This is a genomic window from Actinacidiphila epipremni (genome assembly GCF_012034175.1).
Lineage (GTDB): Bacteria > Actinomycetota > Actinomycetes > Streptomycetales > Streptomycetaceae > Actinacidiphila > Actinacidiphila epipremni.
Window position 1 is genome coordinate 18,320 of record NZ_JAATEJ010000002.1, and the last position, 20,524, is coordinate 38,843.

A 20,524-nucleotide genomic window follows, 5' to 3' on the forward strand; every position below is an offset into this window, starting at 1 on the left:
CGAGGGAGAAGCACCACCGTGACCATCGCGCCAGAAGCACCCGCCACCACCGCCGGTGCGCCGCACAGCGCCGAACTGCTGCATACGCTGGTGGACTTGTGTGCGGATCTCCCCGACACCGACCCCGGCCGGGTCGCCGCCGCCGCGCTGCGGGGGCGCAGCGCCGCCGCGGACACCGCCGAACTGCGGGAGCTGGCCACCGAGTCCGCCGCGGGCCTGATCTCCGAGGACCCCTCGTACTCGCGGCTGGCCGCCCGGCTGCTGACCCGCACGATCGCCGAGGAGGCGGCCTCGCAGGGCGCGGTGTCCTTCACCGCCTCGATCGCGGTGGGGCACCGCGAGGGCCTGGTCGCCGACCGCACCGCCGACTTCACCGCCCGGCACGCCGCCCGCCTGGACGGCCTGGTCGAGCGGGCGCTCGCCGAGCACGCCGACGACCGCTTCGGCTACTTCGGGCTGCGCACCCTCTACTCCCGCTACCTGCTGCGGCATCCGCTCACCCGCAAGGTCGTCGAGACCCCGCAGCACTTCATGCTGCGGGTCGCCGCGGGGCTGGCGGAGGACGACTCGGCCGCCGCGGTGGACGAAGTCGCCGCGCTCTACCGGCTGATGAGCGCGCTGGACTACCTGCCGAGCTCGCCGACCCTCTTCAACTCCGGTACGCGGCACCCGCAGATGTCGTCCTGCTACCTGCTGGACTCCCCGCTGGACGAGCTGGACTCGATCTACGAGCGCTACCAGCAGGTGGCCCGGCTGTCCAAGCACGCCGGCGGCATCGGGCTGCCCTACTCCCGGGTGCGGGCCCGCGGTTCGCTGATCCGCGGCACCAACGGGCACTCCAACGGCATCGTGCCGTTCCTGAAGACGCTGGACGCCTCGGTCGCCGCGGTCAACCAGGGGGGCCGCCGCAAGGGCGCCGCGGCGGTCTACCTGGAGACCTGGCACGCCGACGTCGAGGAGTTCCTGGAGCTGCGCGACAACACCGGCGAGGACGCCCGGCGCACCCACAACCTGAACCTGGCGCACTGGATCCCGGACGAGTTCATGCGCCGCGTCGAGGCCGACGCCGACTGGTCGCTGTTCTCCCCGGCCGACGTGCCGCAGCTGGTGGACCTGTGGGGCGCCGACTTCGACGCCGCCTACCGTGCCGCCGAGGCCGCGGGCCTGGCCCAGCGCACCCTGCCCGCACGGGAGTTGTACGGCCGCATGATGCGTACGCTCGCGCAGACCGGCAACGGCTGGATGACGTTCAAGGACGCCGCCAACCGCACCGCCAACCAGACCGCGCAGCCCGGCCACACCGTGCACTCCTCCAACCTGTGCACGGAGATCCTGGAGGTCACCGACGACGCCGAGACCGCGGTGTGCAACCTCGGCTCGGTCAACCTCGCGGCCTTCGTCACCGCCGGCGGCGACATCGACTGGGAGCGGCTGGACGCGACCGTGCACACCGCGGTGACGTTCCTGGACCGCGTCGTGGACATCAACTTCTACCCGACCGAGCAGGCCGGCCGCTCCAACGCCAAGTGGCGCCCGGTGGGCCTGGGCGTGATGGGCCTGCAGGACGTCTTCTTCAAGCTGCGGCTGCCCTTCGACTCCGCCGAGGCCCGCGCCCTGTCCACCCGGATCGCCGAGCGCGTCATGCTCGCCGCGTACGAGGCATCGTGCGACCTGGCCGAGAAGAGCGGCCCGCTGCCGGCGTGGGACCGCACCCGTACCGCCGCCGGGGTGCTGCACCCGGACCACTACGGCGTGCAGTTCAGCTGGCCCGAGCGGTGGGCGGCGCTGCGGGCGCGGGTCGCCGAGCACGGGATGCGCAACGCGCTGCTGCTGGCGATCGCGCCGACCGCGACCATCGCCTCGATCGCGGGCGTCTACGAGTGCATCGAGCCGCAGGTGTCGAACCTGTTCAAGCGCGAGACGCTGTCGGGCGAGTTCCTCCAGGTCAACTCCTACCTGGTGGCCGACCTCAAGCGGCTGGGCGTGTGGGACGCGCAGAGCCGCGAGGCGCTGCGCGAGTCGGCCGGCAGCGTGCAGGGCTTCGGCTGGATCCCGGCCGAGGTGCGGGCGCTCTACCGCACCGCGTGGGAGCTGCCGCAGCGCGCCCTGATCGACATGGCCGCGGCCCGCACCCCGTATCTGGACCAGAGCCAGTCGCTGAACCTGTTCCTGGAGACGCCGACCATCGGCAAGCTCTCCTCGATGTACGCCTACGCCTGGAAGCAGGGCCTGAAGACCACGTACTACCTGCGGTCCCGCCCCGCCACCCGGATCGCCCGCGCGGCGCAGGGCGTGCCCGCCCCGTCCGCCGTTCCCTCCCCCTCCCCCGTGCCGGCGGCCGACGCCGTCGCGTGCTCCCTGGAAAACCCCGAGTCCTGCGAGGCCTGCCAGTAATGACCACCACACCCGAAACCGCGCGCGGCGTGAAGAACCTGCTCGACCCGGGCTTCGAACTGACCCTGCGCCCCATGCGCTACCCGGACTTCTACGAGCGCTACCGGGACGCGATCAAGAACACCTGGACGGTGGAGGAGGTCGACCTGCACTCCGACGTCGCCGACCTCGCCAAGCTCACCCCGGGCGAACAGCACCTGATCGGGCGGCTGGTGGCCTTCTTCGCCACCGGCGACTCGATCGTCTCCAACAACCTCGTGCTGACCCTCTACAAGCACATCAACTCGCCCGAGGCGCGGCTGTACCTGTCCCGGCAGCTGTTCGAGGAGGCCGTGCACGTCCAGTTCTACCTGACGCTGCTGGACACCTACCTGCCCGATCCGGTGGACCGGGCCGCGGCCTTCGCCGCCGTCGAGGAGATCCCCTCGATCCGCGAGAAGGCGCAGTTCTGCTTCCGCTGGATGGCCAACTTCGACGGCCAGGGGGCCGAGAAGATCGACCAGTTGGAGACCCACGAGGACCGCCGCAACTTCCTGCTCAACCTGATCTGCTTCGCGGCCTGCATCGAGGGCCTGTTCTTCTACGGCGCCTTCGCGTACGTCTACTGGTTCCGCTCGCGCGGGCTGCTGCACGGGCTGGCGACCGGCACCAACTGGGTGTTCCGCGACGAGACGATGCACATGAGCTTCGCCTTCGACGTCGTCGACACCGTCCGCAAGGAGGACCCGGGCCTGTTCGACGAGCGGTTGCAGCAGGAGGTCACCGACATGCTGCGCGAAGCCGTCGAGGCGGAGCTGCAGTTCGCCCGCGACCTGTGCGGGGACGGGCTGCCGGGCATGAACACCGAGTCGATGCGGGCGTATCTGGAGTGCGTCGCCGACCAGCGGCTCGCCCGGCTGGGCTTCCCGCCGGTGTACGGCTCCCAGAACCCCTTCTCCTTCATGGAGTTGCAGGGTGTGCAGGAGCTGACGAACTTCTTCGAGCGCCGGCCGTCCGCCTACCAGGTGGCGGTGGAGGGCTCGGTGGCGCTGGACGAGGAGTTCTAGCCCGGGGACGAACCGGCCGGGGGGCCGTACGCGCAGGGTACGTCGCGCGTACGGCCCCCTTTGCGCCGCCTAGGGCCTGTTTTAGAAGTCCCGTCTGCCCGGAGGGGCTGGGCACGCACGCTTGCTGCGTTGTCGGTCGTCGGCGCAGCCCGCTGCGCTCTCCTCCCTCCGCCTTGCAATCGCACGCACCCAGCCCCTCCGGCCCCCGCCCTTACGGGCGGGACGACGCTACTTCTAAAACAGGCCCTAGTCGTTCGGGACGGTCGCGAACTTCGGGGTGGCCTCGGCCATTTGGCGCAGCACGTCCTTGCGGTCGCGCTTGGAGAGCCGGTCGATGTAGAGCCGCCCGTAGAGGTGGTCGGTCTCGTGCTGGAGGCAGCGCGCGAAGTAGCCGGTGCCCTGCACGAGGATCGGGTTGCCGTGCAGGTCCTGGCCGCGCACCACGGCGTAGTCCGGGCGCGGGGTCTCCATGTAGGCGCCCGGCACCGACAGGCAGCCCTCGTTGGAGTCGTCCAGGTGCCGCTTGTCGGCGGGCAGGTCCTGGAGCACCGGGTTGCACACGGCGCCGACGTGCCGGACGTCGTTGTCGTCGGGGCAGTCGTAGACGAAGACCTTCAGGTCCACGCCGATCTGGTTCGCGGCGAGCCCGACGCCCTCGGCGGCGCGCTGGCTGGCGAACATGTCGTCGACGAGCGCGAGCAGCTCGTCGCCGAAGTCGGTGACGTCCCGGCACTCGCGGTGCAGCACCGGGTTGCCCACCACGGTGATCGGCCGCGCGGTGCCGCGCTCCCGGTGCGCCTGCTCACGGGCGGCGCCGTCGGTCACGTCGTCGACGAACGTCTCCCCCTCCTCCGGAGGGGCGGGGTGGGCGGTGTGCGGCATCTTTCGCCTTCCAGGACCGGGTCTGCTCGATCCGTCCAGGGTAAGGCCCGCGCGGCGTCCCCTTGCCACGCGGGCCGAAAGCGCCCGCTCTCAGCGCACGGCTTCGGCTCGGCACGCCTCTTGCCTCAGCACACCTCTTCGAGGTCCCGCCAGGCCCGGGTGTCGGGCGCGTCGGCGACCCAGCCGTCGAGCAGGCCCCGCACCAGCCCCGCCGGCGCGGCGATGCCGCACTCGCGCTCCTGGGACCACAGCGGCCCGGCGTCGGCGTCGCTGAGGTGGCTGAGGTGGCCGGGGTGGCCCGGCTCGCCGTGGTCGTGCGGGTCGCGGCGCGCGGAGCCGTCGTCGGTGGGCATCCGGCTCTCGGAGCAGGTGCGGCACAGCAGCCGTACCGAGGACGACCAGTCCTCTGCCGCGTAGCCGGCCTCGGCCGCGAGCCGTTCCAGCGCGTCCCGGTCGGCCGGGGCCTCGGCTTCGAGCAGGACGAGCCAGGTCGGGGTCGGTGAGGGCGCCCACAGCTCGATCTCGTCGAAGACCGGGTAGACCCCGCCGGCGCCACCGCCCGGGGTGGAGCGCTCACCGTGCGCGACGCCCTCGTGCAGCACCACCTCGCCCCAGCGCCGCCCGGACGACGGCAGCGGGATGGACAGCACCTCGACCCGGCACGGGTCCAGCCGGCGGCCCCACACCACCTCGGCCTCGCCCTCCGGCGACAGCCGTACGGTGGCGCTGCCCAGCGGCAGCCGGGCCGACTCCTCACCGCCGCGGCCCGCGGTGCCGGCCGGCATCCGCAGCCCGTACGCCTGCCAGGCGCGGCGGGCCAGCGGCCAGTCCTGGAGCGCGGTCGCCGCGATGCCCAGATTCCACCAGTCGGGCGCGCCGACCGGCCGGTCCAGCAGCGCCACCGCGCGCAGCCCGGCGATCCTGGCCTGCGCCCAGTCGTGCCGGAACTTGTGCAGCAGCGCGAGGTTGTACCAGGACTCCGAGAGCCACGGCTCCAGGTCGGCCGCCCGGGTCAGCAGCGCGCCCGCGTCCTCGTAGCGCCCGTCGTCGATCAGTGAGAACGCCTGGTCGGTGGCCTGCCGCCAGGTGGGCGACGGCCGGTGCCGCACTCTGCCGAAGATCTTCAACGTCGTTACCGCCTGCCCGCTCAGCCGATCACTGCCAGGACGTCGCCTTCCGCACCACGTTCACGTCGTCCCCCGTCGGGGCGCTCCCCTGCGGGATGCGGCCCCTGCGCTCACCGCCCGTACGTCGTCGGACAAGCGGCCACACACACCAACCTCGCACATTTCGGCCGCGGTCTCAGCCCGGCCCCGGTGCGCTCCACCGCTGCCGTCCCGCAGCGGCCTCTGACTGCCTCCTTGCCATCCCCGTGGGCATCCAACCATGCCGGGGCGGGCGGCTCCACCGGCACCCGGGTGAGTCCCGGCCACGCGCGGCCCGCGCGCACCGCTTGCGAACGGCCTACATGCGGCAGGACGCGCCGCCGTGCGCGGCCGGAGCGGATACGGGAGCGGCGGGCGTGGCGGCAGCGGCAGGAGTGCCGGGCAGGGCGGGCGGCGGCCAGGGGTGGCGGGCCAGGGCGCGGGCGAGCGCGGAGACGACGGCGGGGTCGAACTGGCTGCCGGCGCACCGCCGCAGCTCCGCGAGCGCGGCGGCGACCGGGCGGGCGGGGCGGTAGCTGCGGGTGGAGGTCATGGCGTCGAGCGCGTCGGCGACCGACACGATGCGGGCCGGCCAGGGGATGCGCCGGCCGGCCAGGCCGTGCGGGTAGCCGCCGCCGTCGAGGCGTTCGTGGTGGTGCAGTACGGCGACCCGCGCCACGGCGGGCACCTCGCTGCCGCACACCAGGGCGTAGCCGTGCCGCGGATGGCGCTGGACGGTCTCCCGCTCGGCGGGGGTCAGCGGGCCGGGCTTGCGCAGCAGGCAGCCGGGGACGGCGAGCTTGCCGATGTCGTGCAGGGTGCCGGCGAGCCGCAGGTCCCGCAGGGCGTCGGCGGGCAGCCGCAGTTCGGCGCCGATGAGGGCGGCGGCCTCGCCGACCCGGTCGCCGTGGCCGCGCGTGTAGGGGTCCTTGAGCTGCATGGCGGCGACGAGCGCCGCCGCGCGCGAGGGGCGTGCGGGCAGCGGCGGGAGAAAGGATTCTGCGAGCCCTCTTCTGCGGGCGTCCGGAAACGGCACGGCGAGCGGCCTCCTGATCCGAAGGCGACGTCCCCTCGGACCCATTGACCCTACGACCCGGCCGGGCGCCCGGGTGGAGAACGCCCGTATTACGCCCGTTCGGACTACACCGGGTGGCGGCGCCTTGACGCCCGGGCGGGAACCCGGGCGTATCAGGACGGCGCGGTCAGCCGGCCGTACTCAGGAGGCGGGCTCCGCGGCCGAGGTCGAGGCCGCCGAGGATGCCGAAGACGACGAGGCCGATGGGGACGCCGAGGACGCCGAGGCCGCCGCGGCCTCGCCCGCGCGGATGGTCTCGATGCGCATCATGACCTTCGACCGCAGGTCGGTGGGGACCTCGTCGGAGCCGCAGCACCGCTTGACCAGCTTTTTCACGGCCTGCTCCAGGCCGTACTTCTCCAGGCAGGGGTGGCACTCCTCGAAGTGCTGCCGGAATTTCGTGCACGACTCGTCGGACATCTCGTTGTCGAGATATTCGTAGAGGTGGTCGAGCACCTCCGAGCAGTCCGTCTCATGCGCGTTGCCGCAACTCATGAATCCGCGCCCTTCTCATTTCCCGCGCCCGCCGGGACCAGTCCCCGGTCACGGGCGTAGTCCTCGAGCAGCTCGCGCAGCTGACGGCGACCGCGGTGCAGCCGGGACATCACCGTGCCGATCGGCGTTCCCATGATGTCCGCGATCTCCTTGTAGGCAAAGCCCTCGACGTCCGCGAGATACACCGCGATACGGAATTCCTCCGGGATCGCCTGGAGCGCCGCCTTCACGTCGGAGTCGGGCAGGTGGTCGAGCGCCTGCGACTCCGCCGAGCGCAGACCCGTCGACATGTGCGACTCGGCGCGGGCGAGCTGCCAGTCCTCGATGTCCTCCGAGCCGCTGCGCAGCGGCTCGCGCTGCTTCTTGCGGTAGGAGTTGATGAAGCTGTTGGTAAGGATGCGGTAGAGCCAGGCCTTGAGGTTGGTCCCCTCGCGGAACTGGTGGAAGGACGCGTACGCCTTGGCGTACGTCTCCTGCACCAGGTCCTCGGCGTCGGCCGGATTGCGGGTCATCCGCAGCGCGGCCGAGTACATCTGGTCCAGGAACCCGAGGGCGTCCCGCTCGAAGCGCTCGGTGCGCTCCGCGCTGCTCTCGGCTGCTTCCCGACCGGACGCACCCGCGGTTCCCGCCGTGCTGTCGTCGGTGCCGGTGACCGGACCCACCTCCTCAGAAACGCCGGCGAGTCCCAAAGCGGACACGCTCGTCTCGGAGGATATTGCACCGGCGAGGGACACGCCCGGTCCGCCCTTGCCACTGTCCTTGCCGTCACCGCCGGCGGGCCAGGCGGCCCAGTCCACGAACGGTGCCGGGGCCGTCTGCCGGGCGGTTGCCTCGGCGCGGGGCCGGCATGCGGCTGAAACCATGCGGGTGCCTCTTTCACCAGAGCTTCGTCACAGCAGTTGCGTCACTGCTTCTCGGTCCGACGCCAGGCACAACGCCGCCACCGGTGCGGTCATTCCCGGCCGGTGGGTGCGGTGGTGGGGCCGGTGCCGGGGCGGGCGGCGGCGTGGCCGAGGCCGAGGCCGGCGAGCCAGTCAATGACGGCGCCGGTGAGCCGGCCGAGCGCGTCCTGCTGGGTGACGGGGGCGCGTTTGGGCACCGTGAAGCCGTGGTCGGCGTACGGCACCTCCACCGGCAGGTGGTCCGCGGGGAATTCGCCGGGGTACCCGAAGGGGTCGTTGCCGCCCTGCACGCCCAGCAGCGGCAGCGCCGCGGCGGCCTCGGTGAGCTCGGCGGCGCGGGAGGACTGCGGGCGGCCCGGCGGGTGCAGCGGGAAGGCCAGCGCGAGCACGGCGGCGGCGCCGAGCCCCGCGGCCGTACGGCACGCCACCCGGGCCCCGGCGCTGCGCCCGCCGGCGACGACGGGCAGCCCCGGCGCGGCGAGCGCCGGCCACAGGGCGCTCCACGCGGCGTCCAGCGTCTTGGGCGCGGGGGCGAGCCGGCGCCCCGCGACCCGCCACGGCTGCTCGACCAGCGCCACCGCGACCCCGGCCGCGGGCAGCGCGGCGGCGAGCGCGGCCAGGTCCTGCGCCTCGACGCCGCCGCCGGCGCCGTGCCCGAGGGCCAGCACGCTGCGGGGCCGGGCGGGGGCGAACCAGGTGATCCGCGCGGGCCCGGCGGGGGTGTCGGGCTGCTCGGTACGGGTCGGCGCGGGCGGGGCTGCCGCAGGCGCGGGTGCGGCAGCGGCGGCTGCGGGTGCGGGTGCGGCGGGGGCCGCAGGGGCGGCGGGCTCGTCCGCGGGGGCGGGGCGCCGTGCGCCGCGGGGCCGGCCGGCCGGTGCGTCGTCCATCAGAACAGTGTCTCCTCCTCGGGCCCCTCCAGTTCGGTCAGCAGCTCCGGGCCGTTGTTGGCGACGTTGCTGACCGCCGTCCCCACCGGGTAGGCCCGCAGCAGCCCGGGCGGCGGGGGCTCCAGCAGGTGCTGGACCGCGTCAGTGTCGGTGGTGGCCGGATCGAGCCAGGCGTCCCAGCGGTCGCGCGGCATCATCAGCGGCATGCGGGGGTGGATGTCGGCCAGCGCGCGCGGCCCGTGGCCGTCGTAGCCGGCCAGCGCGGTGGTCTCGGCGGCGGTGGTCATCACCGTGCAGGTCGTCCACCAGGCGCGCGGGTGGTCGTCGGGCAGCGTCCGGTCGCGCCAGAACTCGTACAGCCCGGCCATGGCGAAGACCGAGCCGTCGGCGGGCGTGACGAAGTACGGCTGCTTGCGGGACCGCTTGCGCCGGCCCTTCTCTTCCAGCTCGCGCTCGGCGGCGTCCGTCATCCACTCGTAGTAGCCGTCGGCGGGTATCAGGCAGCGCCGGGAGGCCAGCGCCCGCCGGTAGGAGGGCTTCTCCGCGGCGGTCTCGGCCCTGGCGTTGATCATCTTGAAGGCGACGTCGGGGCTCTTGGCCCAGGACGGCACCAGGCCCCAGCGCAGCACGCGCAGCTGCCGTACCGGATCCGGGGAACCGGAGTCCTTCACCGGGCGGTCCAGTACGACATAGACGTCCTTGGTGGGCGCCACGTTGTAGTCCGGGGCGAGGGCCTCGGCGGGCTCCCACTTCTGGACGTCGAAGACGCTCGTGAGATCTTCGGGTTTCCGGCTCGCCGCATATCGACCGCACATGGGTGCCAGACTGCCACGCCTGCGGGCCGGGACGGCAGTCGACTCGCACGGGCGTACGAAAAACGGGCCGGAAGCGGGAACGGACGGGCATGAGGCACACAGCGGGCGGCAAGGGAACGGGCACCGGATGAACGTCGCGGACATCAGCGAGATGTGGGACCGGCTCACCGGGACCCAGACCGACCCGCCGCGCTGGCTGATCGGCGCGACCGCGCTGCTGGCGGTGGCCGCGGTGCTCTCCGGCGGTACGTGGCGGGTGGCGCGCAACGCCGTCACGATCGCCCACGAGGGCGGCCACGGCCTGGTGGCGCTGCTGAGCGGGCGGCGGCTCGACGGCATAAGGCTGCATTCGGACACCTCCGGGTTGACGGTCTCCCGCGGCAAACCGCACGGCCTGGGCATGGTGCTGACGGCCGCGGCCGGCTACACGGCGCCACCGCTGCTGGGCCTGGCGGGTGCGGCGCTGCTCGCGGCCGGGCACATAACGGCGCTGCTGTGGGGGGCGACGGCGCTGCTCCTGGTGATGCTCGTGATGATCCGCAACGCGTACGGGGCGCTGACCGTCGTGCTGACCGGGGCGCTCTTCCTGCTGGTGTCCTGGCTGACGAAAGCGCAGGTCCAGGCGGCCTTCGCGTATCTGGTGGTGTGGTTCCTGCTGGCCGGCGGCACCCGGCCGGTCGCCGAGCTGCAGCGCAGCCGCCGCCGGGACCGCAGCCGCTCCTCGGACGCCGACCAGCTGGCCCGGCTGACCAGTACGCCGGCGACGCTGTGGCTGTTCTTCTTCCACGCCGTCGCCCTGTGCTGCCTGATCGGCGGTGCCCGGTGGCTGCTGGAGCGCTGAGCGCGCGCTCTGCTCCGGGCCGGTGACCTCCTGTTTCCGGGAGGTTTCGGCGCATTCGCCAACTTATCTCCCCTCCCTTGAGCCACTACGCTGGGGCTCATGAGCGACAGCGCCGCGCACTCCCCCCTCTGGTGGGCCGCCCCCACCGCGCCGGGCGCCGTTGACGCGTCCGTCACGGTGCCGGGATCGAAGTCGGTGACCAACCGCGCCCTGGTGCTGGCCGCGCACTCCGCGGAACCCGGATGGGTGCGCCGCCCGCTGCGCAGCCGGGACACCGTCCTGATGGCCGAGGCCCTGCGCGCCATGGGCGTGCAGATCGACGAGACGGTCAACCCGGACGGCGGCGAGGCCTGGCGGATCATCCCCGCGGGGCTGTACGGCCCGGCCACGGTCGACGTCGGCAACGCCGGGACGGTGATGCGCTTCCTGCCCCCGGTGGCCGCGCTCGCCGACGGCCCCGTCCGCTTCGAGGGCGACGCGAGGGCGTACGAGCGCCCGCTGCACGGCGTGATCGACGCGCTGCGCGGCCTCGGGGCGCGGATAGACGACGAGGGCCGCGGCTCGCTGCCGCTCACGGTGTACGGCGCCGGGTCGCTGACCGGCGGCGCGGTGGACGTCGACGCGTCCTCCTCGTCGCAGTTCGTCAGCGCGCTGCTGCTGTCGGGCCCGCGCTTCAACAAGGGCCTGGAGCTGCGGCACACCGGTGACGCGCTGCCGTCGGTGCCGCACATCCGGATGACGGTCGACATGCTGCGCAAGGCCGGCGCCCGGGTGGACGCCCCCGAGGACGGCGGTACGCGCAACGTGTGGCGGGTCACCCCGGGCGCGCTGCTCGGCCGGGACCTGACGGTGGAGCCGGACCTGTCCAACGCCGCGCCCTTCCTGGCCGCCGCGCTGGTCACCGGCGGCCGGGTCACCGTCCCGGGCTGGCCGCGCCGGACCACCCAGCCGGGTGATGCGCTGCGGGAGATCTTCACCCGGATGGGCGGCCGGTGCGAGCTGGGCGACCAGGGGCTGACCTTCCGCGGCACCGGCCGGATCCGCGGCATCACCGCGGACCTGCGGGACGTCGGCGAGCTGACCCCGGTGATCGCCGCGGTCGCCGCGCTCGCCGAGGACGCGTCGCACCTGTCCGGCATCGCCCATCTGCGGCTGCACGAGACCGACCGGCTCGCCGCGCTCGCCAAGGAGCTGGGCTCGCTCGGCTGCGACGTCACCGAGACCGCCGACGGCCTGCGGATCCGCCCGCGCCCGCTGCGCGGCGGCGAGTTCCACACCTACGACGACCACCGGCTCGCGACAGCCGCGGCCGTACTGGGCCTGGCCGTGCCGGGCGTATGGGTGGAGAACGTCGCGACGACCGCGAAGACGCTGCCGGACTTCCCCGCGCTGTGGACGGCGATGCTCGGCGACACCCCCGCGGTCGCCGAGGGCGACGCCACCGGCGGCTCCGCGGCGGCCGACGGCCGGGCCGCAGGACCCGCGGCGGGACGGGGCTGAGCGGTGCGGCGCTACGGCAAGAACCCGGACGAGGACGACATCAGGGTCCGCCCCAACCCCAAGGGCAGCCGCCCGCGGACCAACATCAGGCCCCAGCACTCCGACGCCGCCGAGGGCATGGTGCTCACCGTCGACCGCGGCCGGATCACCGTGCTGGTCGGCGGCCACGAGGTCACCGCGATGAAGGCCCGCGAGCTCGGCCGCAAGTCCGCGGTCGTCGGCGACCGGGTCGCGGTGGTGGGCGACCTGTCCGGCGCGAAGGACACGCTGGCCAGGATCGTCCGGGTGGAGGAGCGCCGCTCGGTGCTGCGCCGCACCGCCGACGACACCGACCCCTTCGAGCGGGTCGTCGTCGCCAACGCCGACCAGCTGGCCATCGTCACCGCGCTGGCCGACCCCGAGCCGCGCCCGCGGATGATCGACCGCTGCCTGGTCGCGGCCTACGACGCGGGGCTGCGCCCGCTGCTGGTGCTCACCAAGTCCGACCTGGCCTCGCCCGAGCCGCTGCTGGAGACGTACGGCACGCTCGACCTGGACTACGTCGTGACCACCCGCGACACGCTGCTGACCGGCGGCGTGGAGGAGGTGCGCGAGCGGCTCGCGGACCGCGTCACCGCCTTCGTCGGGCACAGCGGCGTCGGAAAGACCACGCTGGTCAACGCCCTGGTGGAGCGTCAGCGCAGCACCGGCCACGTCAACGCGGTGACCGGGCGCGGCCGGCACACCACGACGTCGGCGCTCGCGCTGCCGCTGCCCTCCGACGGGCCCGAGGGCTCGGCCGGCTGGGTCATCGACACCCCCGGCGTACGGTCCTTCGGGCTGCACCACATCGACCCCTCCCGCGTCATCCACGCCTTTCCCGACCTGGAGCCGGGCACCGCGGACTGCCCGCGCGGCTGCTCGCACGACGAGAAGGACTGCGCGCTGGACGCGTGGGTGGCCGAAGGCCACGCGGAACCGGCCCGGCTGGACTCGCTGCGCCGCCTGCTGGCGACCCGCGAGCGCCGCGAGGGCGACTGACCGGTACCGTTGGGCCGCTTCACATCGGTTGGGCATGTGTGATGATCGACACCGCATGTGCGCAACGCGCCGAATCGAGCCGAAACGGAGGCGCCGGCATGGCCTGGCTCCTGGTGGTGGTCGCGGGTCTCTTCGAGACCGGCTTCGCGGTCTGCCTGAAGCTCTCGCACGGCTTCACCAGGCTGTGGCCGACCGTCGCCTTCTGCATCTTCGCGCTCGGCTCCTTCGGGCTGCTGACGCTGTCGCTGAAGAAACTGGACGTCGGCCCGGCGTACGCGGTGTGGACCGGCATCGGCGCCGCGGGCACCGCGATCTACGGCATGGCCTTCCTGGGCGACCTGGTCTCGTCGCTGAAGCTCGCGTCGATCTCGCTGGTGATCGTCGGCGTCATCGGGCTGCAGATCTCCGGCTCCTCGCACTGAGCGCGGCGGCGCCGCGTATGGCCGGGCCGTGGCCCATTGCCGAGCCCTGCACGTATTGCGGAGCCCCGCGCATAGAGCCACGCCCTGTGCGTATTGCCGCGGCTGCGCCTATTTGGTGAGCCTGCGTCTCTTGCCGGGCGCGTGTTCGGGCGGCGGTTCGTCAGGCCAGCAGGCTGCGGACCAGCCGGGCGACCCGGGCGCACGACTCGCGGTCGTCGGCCGCCGGCGCGATCACGTACGACAGCGTGAGCCGCAGCGCCGCCTCGCACGCCCAGCCGACGTCCTCCGGGTGCAGACCCGGGTGGCCGCGGACGAGGGCGGCGACGGTGCGGGCGTGCACGGCCGCCACCAGTCCCGCGCCGGGTGCGGGGGCGCCGGGCCCGGAGCGGGTGAGGGCGGCGTGGACCAGCGGGCTGCGCCGGGCGGAGCGCAGCGTCCAGCCGGCCGCCGCCGCGAAGCAGTCCCCGGCGTCGGCCCCCGCGCGGCACGCGGCGGTGAGCGCGCCCTCCAGGCCGCTGAGGAAGGCTTCCGCCTCCCGCCGGGCCAGGGCCTTGGCCAGGCCGTCCTTGCTGCTGAACTCGTTGTAGAGGGTCTGCCGGGAGACTCCCGCCGCCGCGGCGACGTCGGTCATGCGGACCGCCTCCCAGGGGCGGCTCCCGAGCGCGGCGAAGGCCGCGTCCATGAGTGCGTCTCGCACGGTGGGCATCGGCGCCTCCTGGCGGTACCCCCGGGCCACCGCGAAGGTGGCGGTGTGTCGGACGGACGGCCGTCCTCGGAGAATTGAGCGGCCGTCGGACGCTGTCAAGGTGCCGCGTCACGACTGGCGGGCCGGGCGCCGCGCTACTGTTCGGCCATGCCCGACTACACCGACGACCTGCGGCTGGCCCATGTGCTGGCCGACGCCGCCGACGCCGCGACCATGGCCCGCTTCCGGGCGCTCGACCTGAAGGTCGAGACCAAGCCGGACCTGACACCGGTCAGCGAGGCCGACAAGGAGGCCGAGGAGCTGATCCGCGGTCAGCTCGCCCGCGCCAGGCCCCGGGACGCGGTGCTCGGCGAGGAGTACGGCAGCGAGGGCGGCGGGCCGCGGCGCTGGATCGTCGACCCGATCGACGGCACCAAGAACTATGTGCGCGGGGTGCCGGTGTGGGCGACGCTCATCGCGCTGGTGGTGCGCGGCGAGCAGGGCGACGAGGGCGTCGTCGGCGTGGTGTCCGCGCCGGCGCTGGGCCGCCGCTGGTGGGCGGCGAAGGGGGCGGGCGCGTACACCGGGCGCAGCCTGTCGTCCGCGAGCCGGATCCGGGTCTCGCAGGTGGGCCGGCTGGAGGACGCGTCTTTCGGCTACTCCTCGCTGACCGGCTGGGACGAACTGGGCCGCCTCGACGGCTTCCTGCACCTGTCCCGCACCTGCTGGCGGACCCGCGGCTACGGCGACTTCTGGCCGTACATGATGGTCGCCGAGGGCTCGGTGGACATCTGCGCCGAGCCGGAGCTGAGCCTGTGGGACATGGCGGCGAACGACGTGATCGTGCGGGAGGCGGGCGGGCGCTTCACGTCGCTGGAGGGTGTGGCGGGGCCGTTCGGCGGCAACGCGGCGGCGTCGAACGGGCTGTTGCACGAGGAGCTGCTGGGCTATCTGGGTGGCGCGTGACGGCGCGCGTGACGGTCCGTCGCGCAACCGCGCGCGGGCCACGGGCTGTGCGCGCCCCCTTGTCCGCCGCGAGGGTGCGTGTGACCATGAAAGTGCCGGCGCTTGTGAATTTGTGAAGTGCTTCACGCACGGCCCGGCACACCCCAGGAGGTGCCCGTCCATGCTGGTCCGCGACGCGATGAGCACGGTGGTACTCACCATCGGCCCCGCCCACACTCTCCGCCAGGCCGCCCAGCTGATGTCCGCCCGCAAGGTCGGCGCGGCCATCGTCTTCGACCCCGACACCTGCGGCCTCGGCATCCTCACCGAGCGCGACGTCCTCAACGCGGTCGGCGCGGGGATGAGCCCCGACGAGGAGCTGGCCCACGCCCACACCACGACCGACGTCGTCTTCGCCGCGCCGCAGTGGACCTTGGAGGAAGCGGCCAACGCGATGGTCCGCGGCGGCTTCCGCCATCTGATCGTGCTCGACGGGCGCGACCCGGCCGGGGTCGTCTCGGTCCGGGACATCATCCGCTGCTGGGCGCCGCTGAAGTCCGCGATCCCGGCGTAGGGGCCGGGGTTTCGCCCGGGTTCCCGCCAGGGTTCCCGCCCGGGGTCTCATCCGCCGGCCGGTGCCGCCGTGAGGCCGCGGCCGATGCGCGCGGCGGCGCGGCGGACCGCGGGCTCGGGGTGGGCCGTGCCGCTGCGGCGCAGTTCCGGCGGCACGGCCGCGGGGGCGCGCAGGGCCCACGCCTCGAAGACCTCGCGGGCCACCGCCGGGTCGGGGTCCCGGGCCAGCGGGCGCAGCAGCCGTACCAGCTCCTCGCGGGGCGCGAGCCGCCCCACCGCGTGCACCGCCGCCCGGCGCACCGCGGCCTCTGCCGGGCGGTGCGGGTCCAGCAGCCGCATCAGCGCCGGGACGTCCGCCGCGTCACCGCACTCCCCCAGGCCGTACGCGAGGCCCGCCAGCAGCCGTACGGGGGTGGTCCGGCCCGCCCGGCCCAGCTGCCTGCGGTAGACCGCGGAGGGCGGCTCTCCGCGCCCGTACAGCTGCCAGCGGGCCGTCGCCCGCACCCGGCGCGCCCGGTCCGCCAGCGGCGCCACCAGCCGCGTCGCCGGCACGTCCGCGGGCAGCGCCGCGACGGCCAGTTCCCGTACGGCCGCGTCCCGGGCCTGGAGCAGCCGGTCCGCCTGGCCCGGGTCGAGGTCCAGCAGGCGCTGCGCGCACAGGGTGCGGCACTCGTGGTCGTGGTCGCACAGCGCGGCATGCAGCAGGTCGCCGCACCCGTACTCGCCGAGCTCCAGCGCGAGGGCCATGCCGAACCGGCGGGCCGCCCGGTCGCCGTCCGCCGCCAGCGCCCGCAGCGCCCTGCGATGCGGTGGGCGGCACAGCAGGCCGCGGTAGTCCGCGAGCAGCGCGCGGGCCCGGCTGCGGCCCTCCAGCCGCAGCAGCACCCGTACCGCGGCGGCGACCTCCTCCGGGGCGCTGCGCGCCAGCAGGGCCGCGGTGGCGCGGCTGCGGACCGGGTCGACCCAGTCGGCGCTGCGCAGCGCCAGCCCCGCGACCGCCGCGGGCCCGCCGCGGCACGCCAGCCCCTCGACGGCGGCCTGCCTGACGTGGCCGTCCGCCGCGAAGGAGCGCAGCAGCAGCCCGAGCACATCCCCGCCGGGGGCCTGGCCCGGCGCGAGGCCGCCCTCGCGGCGGGCGGCGCGGTCCAGGAGCAGCAGCAGCCGCGGCGGTGCCTGCGTGAGCGCGGTGAGCGCGGCCCGCCGCTCGGTGGCCGCCCCCTGCGCGGGCAGCGCGAGCAGCCGCCCCAGCAGCGCCTCCACCTCCCCGGACCCCCCACCCCCGGCCGCCCCGCACCACCCGGCCCACAACGCCGCGACCTCCAGCCCCCGGTCCCGCCGCCCCCACCACCACCGCCACACGTCCGGCCTCCTGAGGATCCGTCAGCTCATCCTCTCTTCAGCATTACCGCCCCCGTGCCCGCCTCCACCTGATATGCCCGGTCTTTGCCCAAAGGAGAACAAACGCCGAAGGCCCAGAGGCGTGCGCCTCTGGGCCTTCAGTACCACGTAGTAGCGGGGACAGGATTTGAACCTGCGACCTCTGGGTTATGAGCCCAGCGAGCTACCGAGCTGCTCCACCCCGCGTCGTTGTGCCTCAACCTTAGCCCCCCCTTTTCGATCAACGCAAATCCCTCCGGGGGCTCCCCCACCCAAACCCGCACGTGCTGCGCGCCCGCCACCGCATGTGCGCTCCCACGCAGGAGCTGCGGCTCGCGCCGCGGGCGCGCCCCAGGGGGCTCTGTTTGCCGTGCGCCTGCCGCCGCGCGGGCGCGACCGGCGGGGGTTGCGTCTGCGCCGGGCGCTGCTTTTCAGGGGCGCGAGGAACTGCGCGACCAACCAGAAACCGGCCCGCACGTCGTCACCGCCCCAAAGGGGCTCTTCGGTCCGATCCGGACCACCGGCCGGTGGCCGGTTGGGGGTACCTCCCAGGCGAAGCTCTGGGGGAGCGCAGTTCCCCGCGCCCCTGGTGGTTGGCGTCCCGCGCCAAGCGGGGCTCACCCCAGCGGAGCTACGGCTGCGCCGCCGGGTGCATTTTCAGGGGCGCGAGGAACTGCGCGACCAGCCACACGCGGCCCGCACATCGCCACCCACCCAAAGGGGCTCTTCAGTCCGAACCGGACCACCGGCCGGTGGTGGGTTGCGCGCGCAGTTCCCCGCGCCCCTGGTAGTCGGCGTCCCGCGCCAAGTGAGCCAAGCCCAGCGGGGGTTACGCCCGCGTCGGACGTTGCCACTCGGGGGCGCGGGGAACTGCGCGACAAGCCAGCAACCAGCCCGCACGTCGCCACCGACCCGAAGGGGCTCTTCGGTCCGATCCGGACCACCGGCCGGTGACCGGTTGCGCGCGCAGTTCCCCGCGCCCCTGGTGGTTGACGTCCGACGTCCAGGCGCCCAGCCGGCGGGGGCTTGCGGCTGCGCCGCAGGGTGCTTTTTCAGGGGCGCGGGGAACTGCGCGACAAGCCAGCAACCGGCCCGCACATCGCCACCCACCCAAAGGGGCTCTTAGATCCGAACCGGACCACCGGCCGGTGGCCGGCTGAAAGGGCAACCCCGCGCGCCCCTGGGGCACCCGGCGGCGCAAGGCGCAGCCAGGGGTCGGGAGCCCCGGAGGGTTATGCGGAGAGCTCTTGGGTGACGGCCGCCGTCAGGCGGGCGGCGCGTTCGGTGACTTCGGCCGGGCCGCAGGCCATCGCTCGGGAGCACCAGGACTGCGCTTCGGCCAGCTGGCCGCGGCGGGCGGAGAGGAGGGCGAGGCGGAGGGCCGCGCGGCCGTGGCCCGCGTCGGCGGCGCGGGTCCACCACAGCGCGGCCTCGGGCTCGCTGCCCTCGCGGGCCAGCAGCAGGCCGAGGTTGAAGGCCCCGTTGCGGGAGCCGGCCTCCGCCGCCAGGCGGTACCAGTGCGCGGCGAGCTGGACGTCACCGCGCTGCGCCGCGGTCATGCCGAGCCGCACCTGCGCCCGGCTGTGCCCCTGGCGCGCCGCCCGCTCGTACCATTCCGCGGCCTCGTCACCGAACGCCTCCGAACCTTCCGCACCCTCCCGCTCCCGCGCCCGCCCGTCGAGCAGCGCGCCGAGCCGGAACGCGGCCTCGGGGCTGCCGCCGCCCGCGGCGCACCGCAGGTGCCGCTCGGCCCCGTGGTGGTCGCCGTCGCGCTGGAGCGCGATGGCCACCTGGAGCGCGGCCTCCGCGTGCCCCGCGGCGGCGGCCCGCTCGTACCAGGCGCGTGCCGCCTTCTGCTCGTCGCGCCCGGCGTGCAGGATGCCGAGGTTGAAGGCCGCGTCGATGCTGCCGGCCTCCGCGGCCTTGGAGAACCAGGGCTCGGCCCCGTCCGCGTCACCGTGCTGGAGCAGCAGCACGGCGAGCGCGTTGGCGGCCTCGCGGTGGCCGGCGTACGCGGCCTTGCGGTACCACTGCTCGGCCTGCGCGGCACGCCCCTGGCCCGCGCACAGCAGGCCGAGGTTGTACGCCCCGTTGACGTCGCCGGCCTCCAGCGCCGCGCGGTACCACCGCTCGGCGGTCTGCGGCTCGCCCTCCTGCGCGTGCAGCGCGCCCAGCGCGTTCGCCGCGTTGCCGTCGCCGGCCTGGGCGGCGCGCCGCCACCACGTGGCGGCCTGGTCGACGTCGCCGGAGTCGCGCAGCAGGAAGCCCAGCGCGCACGCGGCCTTGGCCTCGCCGTCGCGCGCGGCGGTGAGGTACCAGTGCGCGGCCTCCTTCGTCTCGCCGCGCTCCTCCAGCAGATTGCCGAGCCGCAGCGCGGCCCTGCGGTGGCGGCGCGCAGCCGCCTGCCGGAACCACTGCTCGGCCTCGTGGGTGTCGCCGCGGGCGGCGCAGATACGGGCGAGCCGGTACGACGCCTCGCGGTGGCCGTGCTCGGCGGCGGCGTGGAACCACCGCTCGGCGGCGGAGTCCCGCCGGTGGTCGAGCAGGTCGGCCAGCGCGTACGCGCCCAGCGCGTGACCGGACTCGGCGGCCTGGCGCAGCCAGTATTCGGCGCCGGGCTCGTCCCCGCGCTCGCGGAAGTGCCGGCCGAGCGCGTGCGCGGCGGACGCGGAGCCGGCCACCGCGGCGATACGCCACCAGCCGGCCGCCTCGTCGGCGTAACCGCGCTGGTGCAGCAGCAGGCCCAGGTTGTTGGCGGCGGCGCGGTCGCCGTGCTGCACGGCGGCGCGCAGGTACGGCTCGGCGCCGTCGAGGTCGCCGCGGCGCAGCATCGCGGTGCCGAGCGCACTCATGGCGCCGGGGTCGCCGTGCTCGGCGGCCCGCCGGGTGCGGGCCTCGATCTCGGCCTCCTCGCGCAGCGCGAGGGCGTCCTCGTCGGGCAGTTCGAAGGGCACGGCGGGCACGACGGGCACACCCTCCGCGGTGTCCGCGGCCTCGCCGGCCTCGGTGGTGGGGCCCGCCGCGAGGGCGGGCAGGGGCGCGTCCCCGACGCGGGGCGCGGGCAGCAGCGCGGCGAGCCCGGCGGCCGGGGCGGTGGAGAGCGCGGGGGCCGGCGGGGCGAGCACGCCGAGGGCATCGCGCGGCTCACCCGGGTCCGCGGCGACCGGCGCCGAGGGCAGCGCCGAGTCACCCGTCGGACCATGGCGACCACGGTTCTGACGAGTGTTCAGCAGTTTTGCACCATCCCCCATAAGCCCCATCGTCGCACCACCCGCCAGCGGCGTACACCCGGTATACCGCAACCCACTTGGTCTCTACAGCGTTTTGTCGACTTCCCGACATGACGGCATGCCAAACACGTCTACCCAGGATTCACCCTTACAAGCGAAGAGGCCCGAAGTCACTTGACTTCGGGCCTCTTCATGCCGTAGCGGGGACAGGATTTGAACCTGCGACCTCTGGGTTATGAGCCCAGCGAGCTACCGAGCTGCTCCACCCCGCGTCGTTGTGTGCTCACAGT

18 protein-coding genes and 2 tRNA genes are annotated in these 20,524 nt (G+C 74.2%); 8 read left to right on the forward strand and 12 right to left on the reverse strand.

Features of this window, described 5'->3' with window-relative positions:
- Positions 1–18 precede the first annotated feature (18 nt).
- Both HCN08_RS02985 and HCN08_RS02990 read left to right on the forward strand, forming a co-directional pair.
- Positions 19–2,394 (forward strand): ribonucleoside-diphosphate reductase subunit alpha, encoded by a 2,376-nt coding sequence (locus HCN08_RS02985; protein ID WP_167981272.1) that lies wholly within the window; start codon positions 19–21, stop codon positions 2,392–2,394.
- Positions 2,394–3,440 (forward strand): ribonucleotide-diphosphate reductase subunit beta, encoded by a 1,047-nt coding sequence (locus tag HCN08_RS02990; RefSeq protein WP_167981273.1) that lies wholly within the window; start codon positions 2,394–2,396, stop codon positions 3,438–3,440. Before HCN08_RS02985 ends, HCN08_RS02990 begins: the two co-directional genes overlap by 1 nt.
- Before the next feature lie 246 nt (positions 3,441–3,686).
- Here HCN08_RS02990 and def read toward each other — a convergent pair whose 3' ends face one another.
- The 7 genes from def to HCN08_RS03025 all read right to left on the reverse strand — a co-directional run bounded on the left by def (position 3,687) and on the right by HCN08_RS03025 (position 9,641).
- A complete protein-coding gene (def, locus tag HCN08_RS02995) occupies positions 3,687–4,322 on the reverse strand; it encodes a peptide deformylase (protein ID WP_167981274.1) in 636 nt (211 codons plus the stop codon).
- Positions 4,323–4,447: 125 nt separating this feature from the next.
- Entirely contained in the window at positions 4,448–5,449 is a 1,002-nt protein-coding gene (locus HCN08_RS03000) for a tetratricopeptide repeat protein (RefSeq protein WP_167981275.1), read from the reverse strand.
- 337 nt (positions 5,450–5,786) lie between these two features.
- Positions 5,787–6,503, reverse strand: a complete 717-nt coding sequence (locus HCN08_RS03005; RefSeq protein WP_322974192.1) for an HD-GYP domain-containing protein — start codon at positions 6,501–6,503, stop codon at positions 5,787–5,789.
- A 180-nt stretch (positions 6,504–6,683) separates the two neighbouring features.
- Positions 6,684–7,037: a mycothiol system anti-sigma-R factor gene (gene rsrA / locus HCN08_RS03010; protein ID WP_167981277.1), complete on the reverse strand. Its 354-nt coding sequence runs from the start codon at positions 7,035–7,037 to the stop codon at positions 6,684–6,686.
- Positions 7,034–7,699, reverse strand: coding sequence for a sigma-70 family RNA polymerase sigma factor (locus HCN08_RS03015; protein WP_167981632.1), 666 nt, complete (start codon positions 7,697–7,699; stop codon positions 7,034–7,036). Before HCN08_RS03015 ends, rsrA begins: the two co-directional genes overlap by 4 nt.
- A 290-nt stretch (positions 7,700–7,989) precedes the next feature.
- On the reverse strand, positions 7,990–8,826 hold the full coding sequence (locus HCN08_RS03020; protein ID WP_240969737.1) for an alpha/beta family hydrolase: 837 nt from the start codon (positions 8,824–8,826) through the stop codon (positions 7,990–7,992).
- On the reverse strand, positions 8,826–9,641 hold the full coding sequence (locus HCN08_RS03025) for an SOS response-associated peptidase (RefSeq protein ID WP_167981278.1): 816 nt from the start codon (positions 9,639–9,641) through the stop codon (positions 8,826–8,828). The genes HCN08_RS03020 and HCN08_RS03025 overlap by 1 nt, the downstream gene beginning before the upstream one ends.
- A gap of 127 nt (positions 9,642–9,768) precedes the next feature.
- Here HCN08_RS03025 and HCN08_RS03030 point away from each other — a divergent pair, with 127 nt between their 5' ends.
- From HCN08_RS03030 to HCN08_RS03045, 4 genes are all read left to right on the forward strand, one after another.
- The gene (locus tag HCN08_RS03030; RefSeq protein WP_167981279.1) at positions 9,769–10,482 is read left to right on the forward strand and encodes a M50 family metallopeptidase; all 714 of its coding nucleotides are present in this window, start codon (positions 9,769–9,771) and stop codon (positions 10,480–10,482) included.
- 99 nt (positions 10,483–10,581) lie between these two features.
- Positions 10,582–11,982: a 3-phosphoshikimate 1-carboxyvinyltransferase gene (gene aroA, locus HCN08_RS03035; protein ID WP_167981280.1), complete on the forward strand. Its 1,401-nt coding sequence runs from the start codon at positions 10,582–10,584 to the stop codon at positions 11,980–11,982.
- A gap of 3 nt (positions 11,983–11,985) precedes the next feature.
- Positions 11,986–13,002 carry a ribosome small subunit-dependent GTPase A gene (rsgA, locus tag HCN08_RS03040; protein ID WP_167981281.1) on the forward strand — a complete coding sequence of 339 codons (1,017 nt, stop codon included), beginning with the start codon at positions 11,986–11,988 and terminating at the stop codon, positions 13,000–13,002.
- Positions 13,003–13,100: 98 nt separating this feature from the next.
- The gene (locus HCN08_RS03045; protein WP_167981282.1) at positions 13,101–13,424 is read left to right on the forward strand and encodes a DMT family transporter; all 324 of its coding nucleotides are present in this window, start codon (positions 13,101–13,103) and stop codon (positions 13,422–13,424) included.
- Positions 13,425–13,584: 160 nt separating this feature from the next.
- Here HCN08_RS03045 and HCN08_RS03050 read toward each other — a convergent pair whose 3' ends face one another.
- Positions 13,585–14,130, reverse strand: a complete 546-nt coding sequence (locus HCN08_RS03050; protein WP_167981283.1) for a TetR/AcrR family transcriptional regulator — start codon at positions 14,128–14,130, stop codon at positions 13,585–13,587.
- Positions 14,131–14,277: 147 nt separating this feature from the next.
- Between HCN08_RS03050 and hisN the strand changes: the two genes are divergently transcribed.
- Positions 14,278–15,075, forward strand: coding sequence for a histidinol-phosphatase (gene hisN, locus HCN08_RS03055; protein WP_167981284.1), 798 nt, complete (start codon positions 14,278–14,280; stop codon positions 15,073–15,075).
- Between the two features lie 160 nt (positions 15,076–15,235).
- Positions 15,236–15,628, forward strand: coding sequence for a CBS domain-containing protein (locus tag HCN08_RS03060; protein ID WP_167981285.1), 393 nt, complete (start codon positions 15,236–15,238; stop codon positions 15,626–15,628).
- A gap of 47 nt (positions 15,629–15,675) precedes the next feature.
- Here HCN08_RS03060 and HCN08_RS03065 read toward each other — a convergent pair whose 3' ends face one another.
- The 4 genes from HCN08_RS03065 to HCN08_RS03080 all read right to left on the reverse strand — a co-directional run bounded on the left by HCN08_RS03065 (position 15,676) and on the right by HCN08_RS03080 (position 20,506).
- Positions 15,676–16,986, reverse strand: a complete 1,311-nt coding sequence (locus HCN08_RS03065; protein WP_322974193.1) for a hypothetical protein — start codon at positions 16,984–16,986, stop codon at positions 15,676–15,678.
- A 151-nt stretch (positions 16,987–17,137) separates the two neighbouring features.
- Positions 17,138–17,211: transfer RNA gene (locus HCN08_RS03070), tRNA-Met, on the reverse strand.
- Between the two features lie 1,025 nt (positions 17,212–18,236).
- Complete coding sequence (locus tag HCN08_RS03075) at positions 18,237–19,967, reverse strand: tetratricopeptide repeat protein (protein WP_407648676.1); 1,731 nt, start codon at positions 19,965–19,967, stop codon at positions 18,237–18,239.
- 465 nt (positions 19,968–20,432) lie between these two features.
- Positions 20,433–20,506: transfer RNA gene (locus tag HCN08_RS03080), tRNA-Met, on the reverse strand.
- Positions 20,507–20,524 lie beyond the last annotated feature (18 nt).

What these genes read in the sequence shown, in the direction of transcription:
- HCN08_RS02990 (WP_167981273.1), top strand. Translation starts at nt 2,394, where the DNA reads ATGACCACCACACCCGAAACCGCGCGCGGCGTGAAGAACCTGCTCGAC.
- def (WP_167981274.1), bottom strand. Translation starts at nt 4,322, where the DNA reads ATGCCGCACACCGCCCACCCCGCCCCTCCGGAGGAGGGGGAGACGTTC.
- rsrA (WP_167981277.1), bottom strand. Translation starts at nt 7,037, where the DNA reads ATGAGTTGCGGCAACGCGCATGAGACGGACTGCTCGGAGGTGCTCGAC.
- HCN08_RS03020 (WP_240969737.1), bottom strand. Translation starts at nt 8,826, where the DNA reads ATGGACGACGCACCGGCCGGCCGGCCCCGCGGCGCACGGCGCCCCGCC.
- HCN08_RS03025 (WP_167981278.1), bottom strand. Translation starts at nt 9,641, where the DNA reads ATGTGCGGTCGATATGCGGCGAGCCGGAAACCCGAAGATCTCACGAGC.
- HCN08_RS03030 (WP_167981279.1), top strand. Translation starts at nt 9,769, where the DNA reads ATGAACGTCGCGGACATCAGCGAGATGTGGGACCGGCTCACCGGGACC.
- aroA (WP_167981280.1), top strand. Translation starts at nt 10,582, where the DNA reads ATGAGCGACAGCGCCGCGCACTCCCCCCTCTGGTGGGCCGCCCCCACC.
- HCN08_RS03045 (WP_167981282.1), top strand. Translation starts at nt 13,101, where the DNA reads ATGGCCTGGCTCCTGGTGGTGGTCGCGGGTCTCTTCGAGACCGGCTTC.
- HCN08_RS03050 (WP_167981283.1), bottom strand. Translation starts at nt 14,130, where the DNA reads ATGCCCACCGTGCGAGACGCACTCATGGACGCGGCCTTCGCCGCGCTC.
- hisN (WP_167981284.1), top strand. Translation starts at nt 14,278, where the DNA reads ATGCCCGACTACACCGACGACCTGCGGCTGGCCCATGTGCTGGCCGAC.
- HCN08_RS03060 (WP_167981285.1), top strand. Translation starts at nt 15,236, where the DNA reads ATGCTGGTCCGCGACGCGATGAGCACGGTGGTACTCACCATCGGCCCC.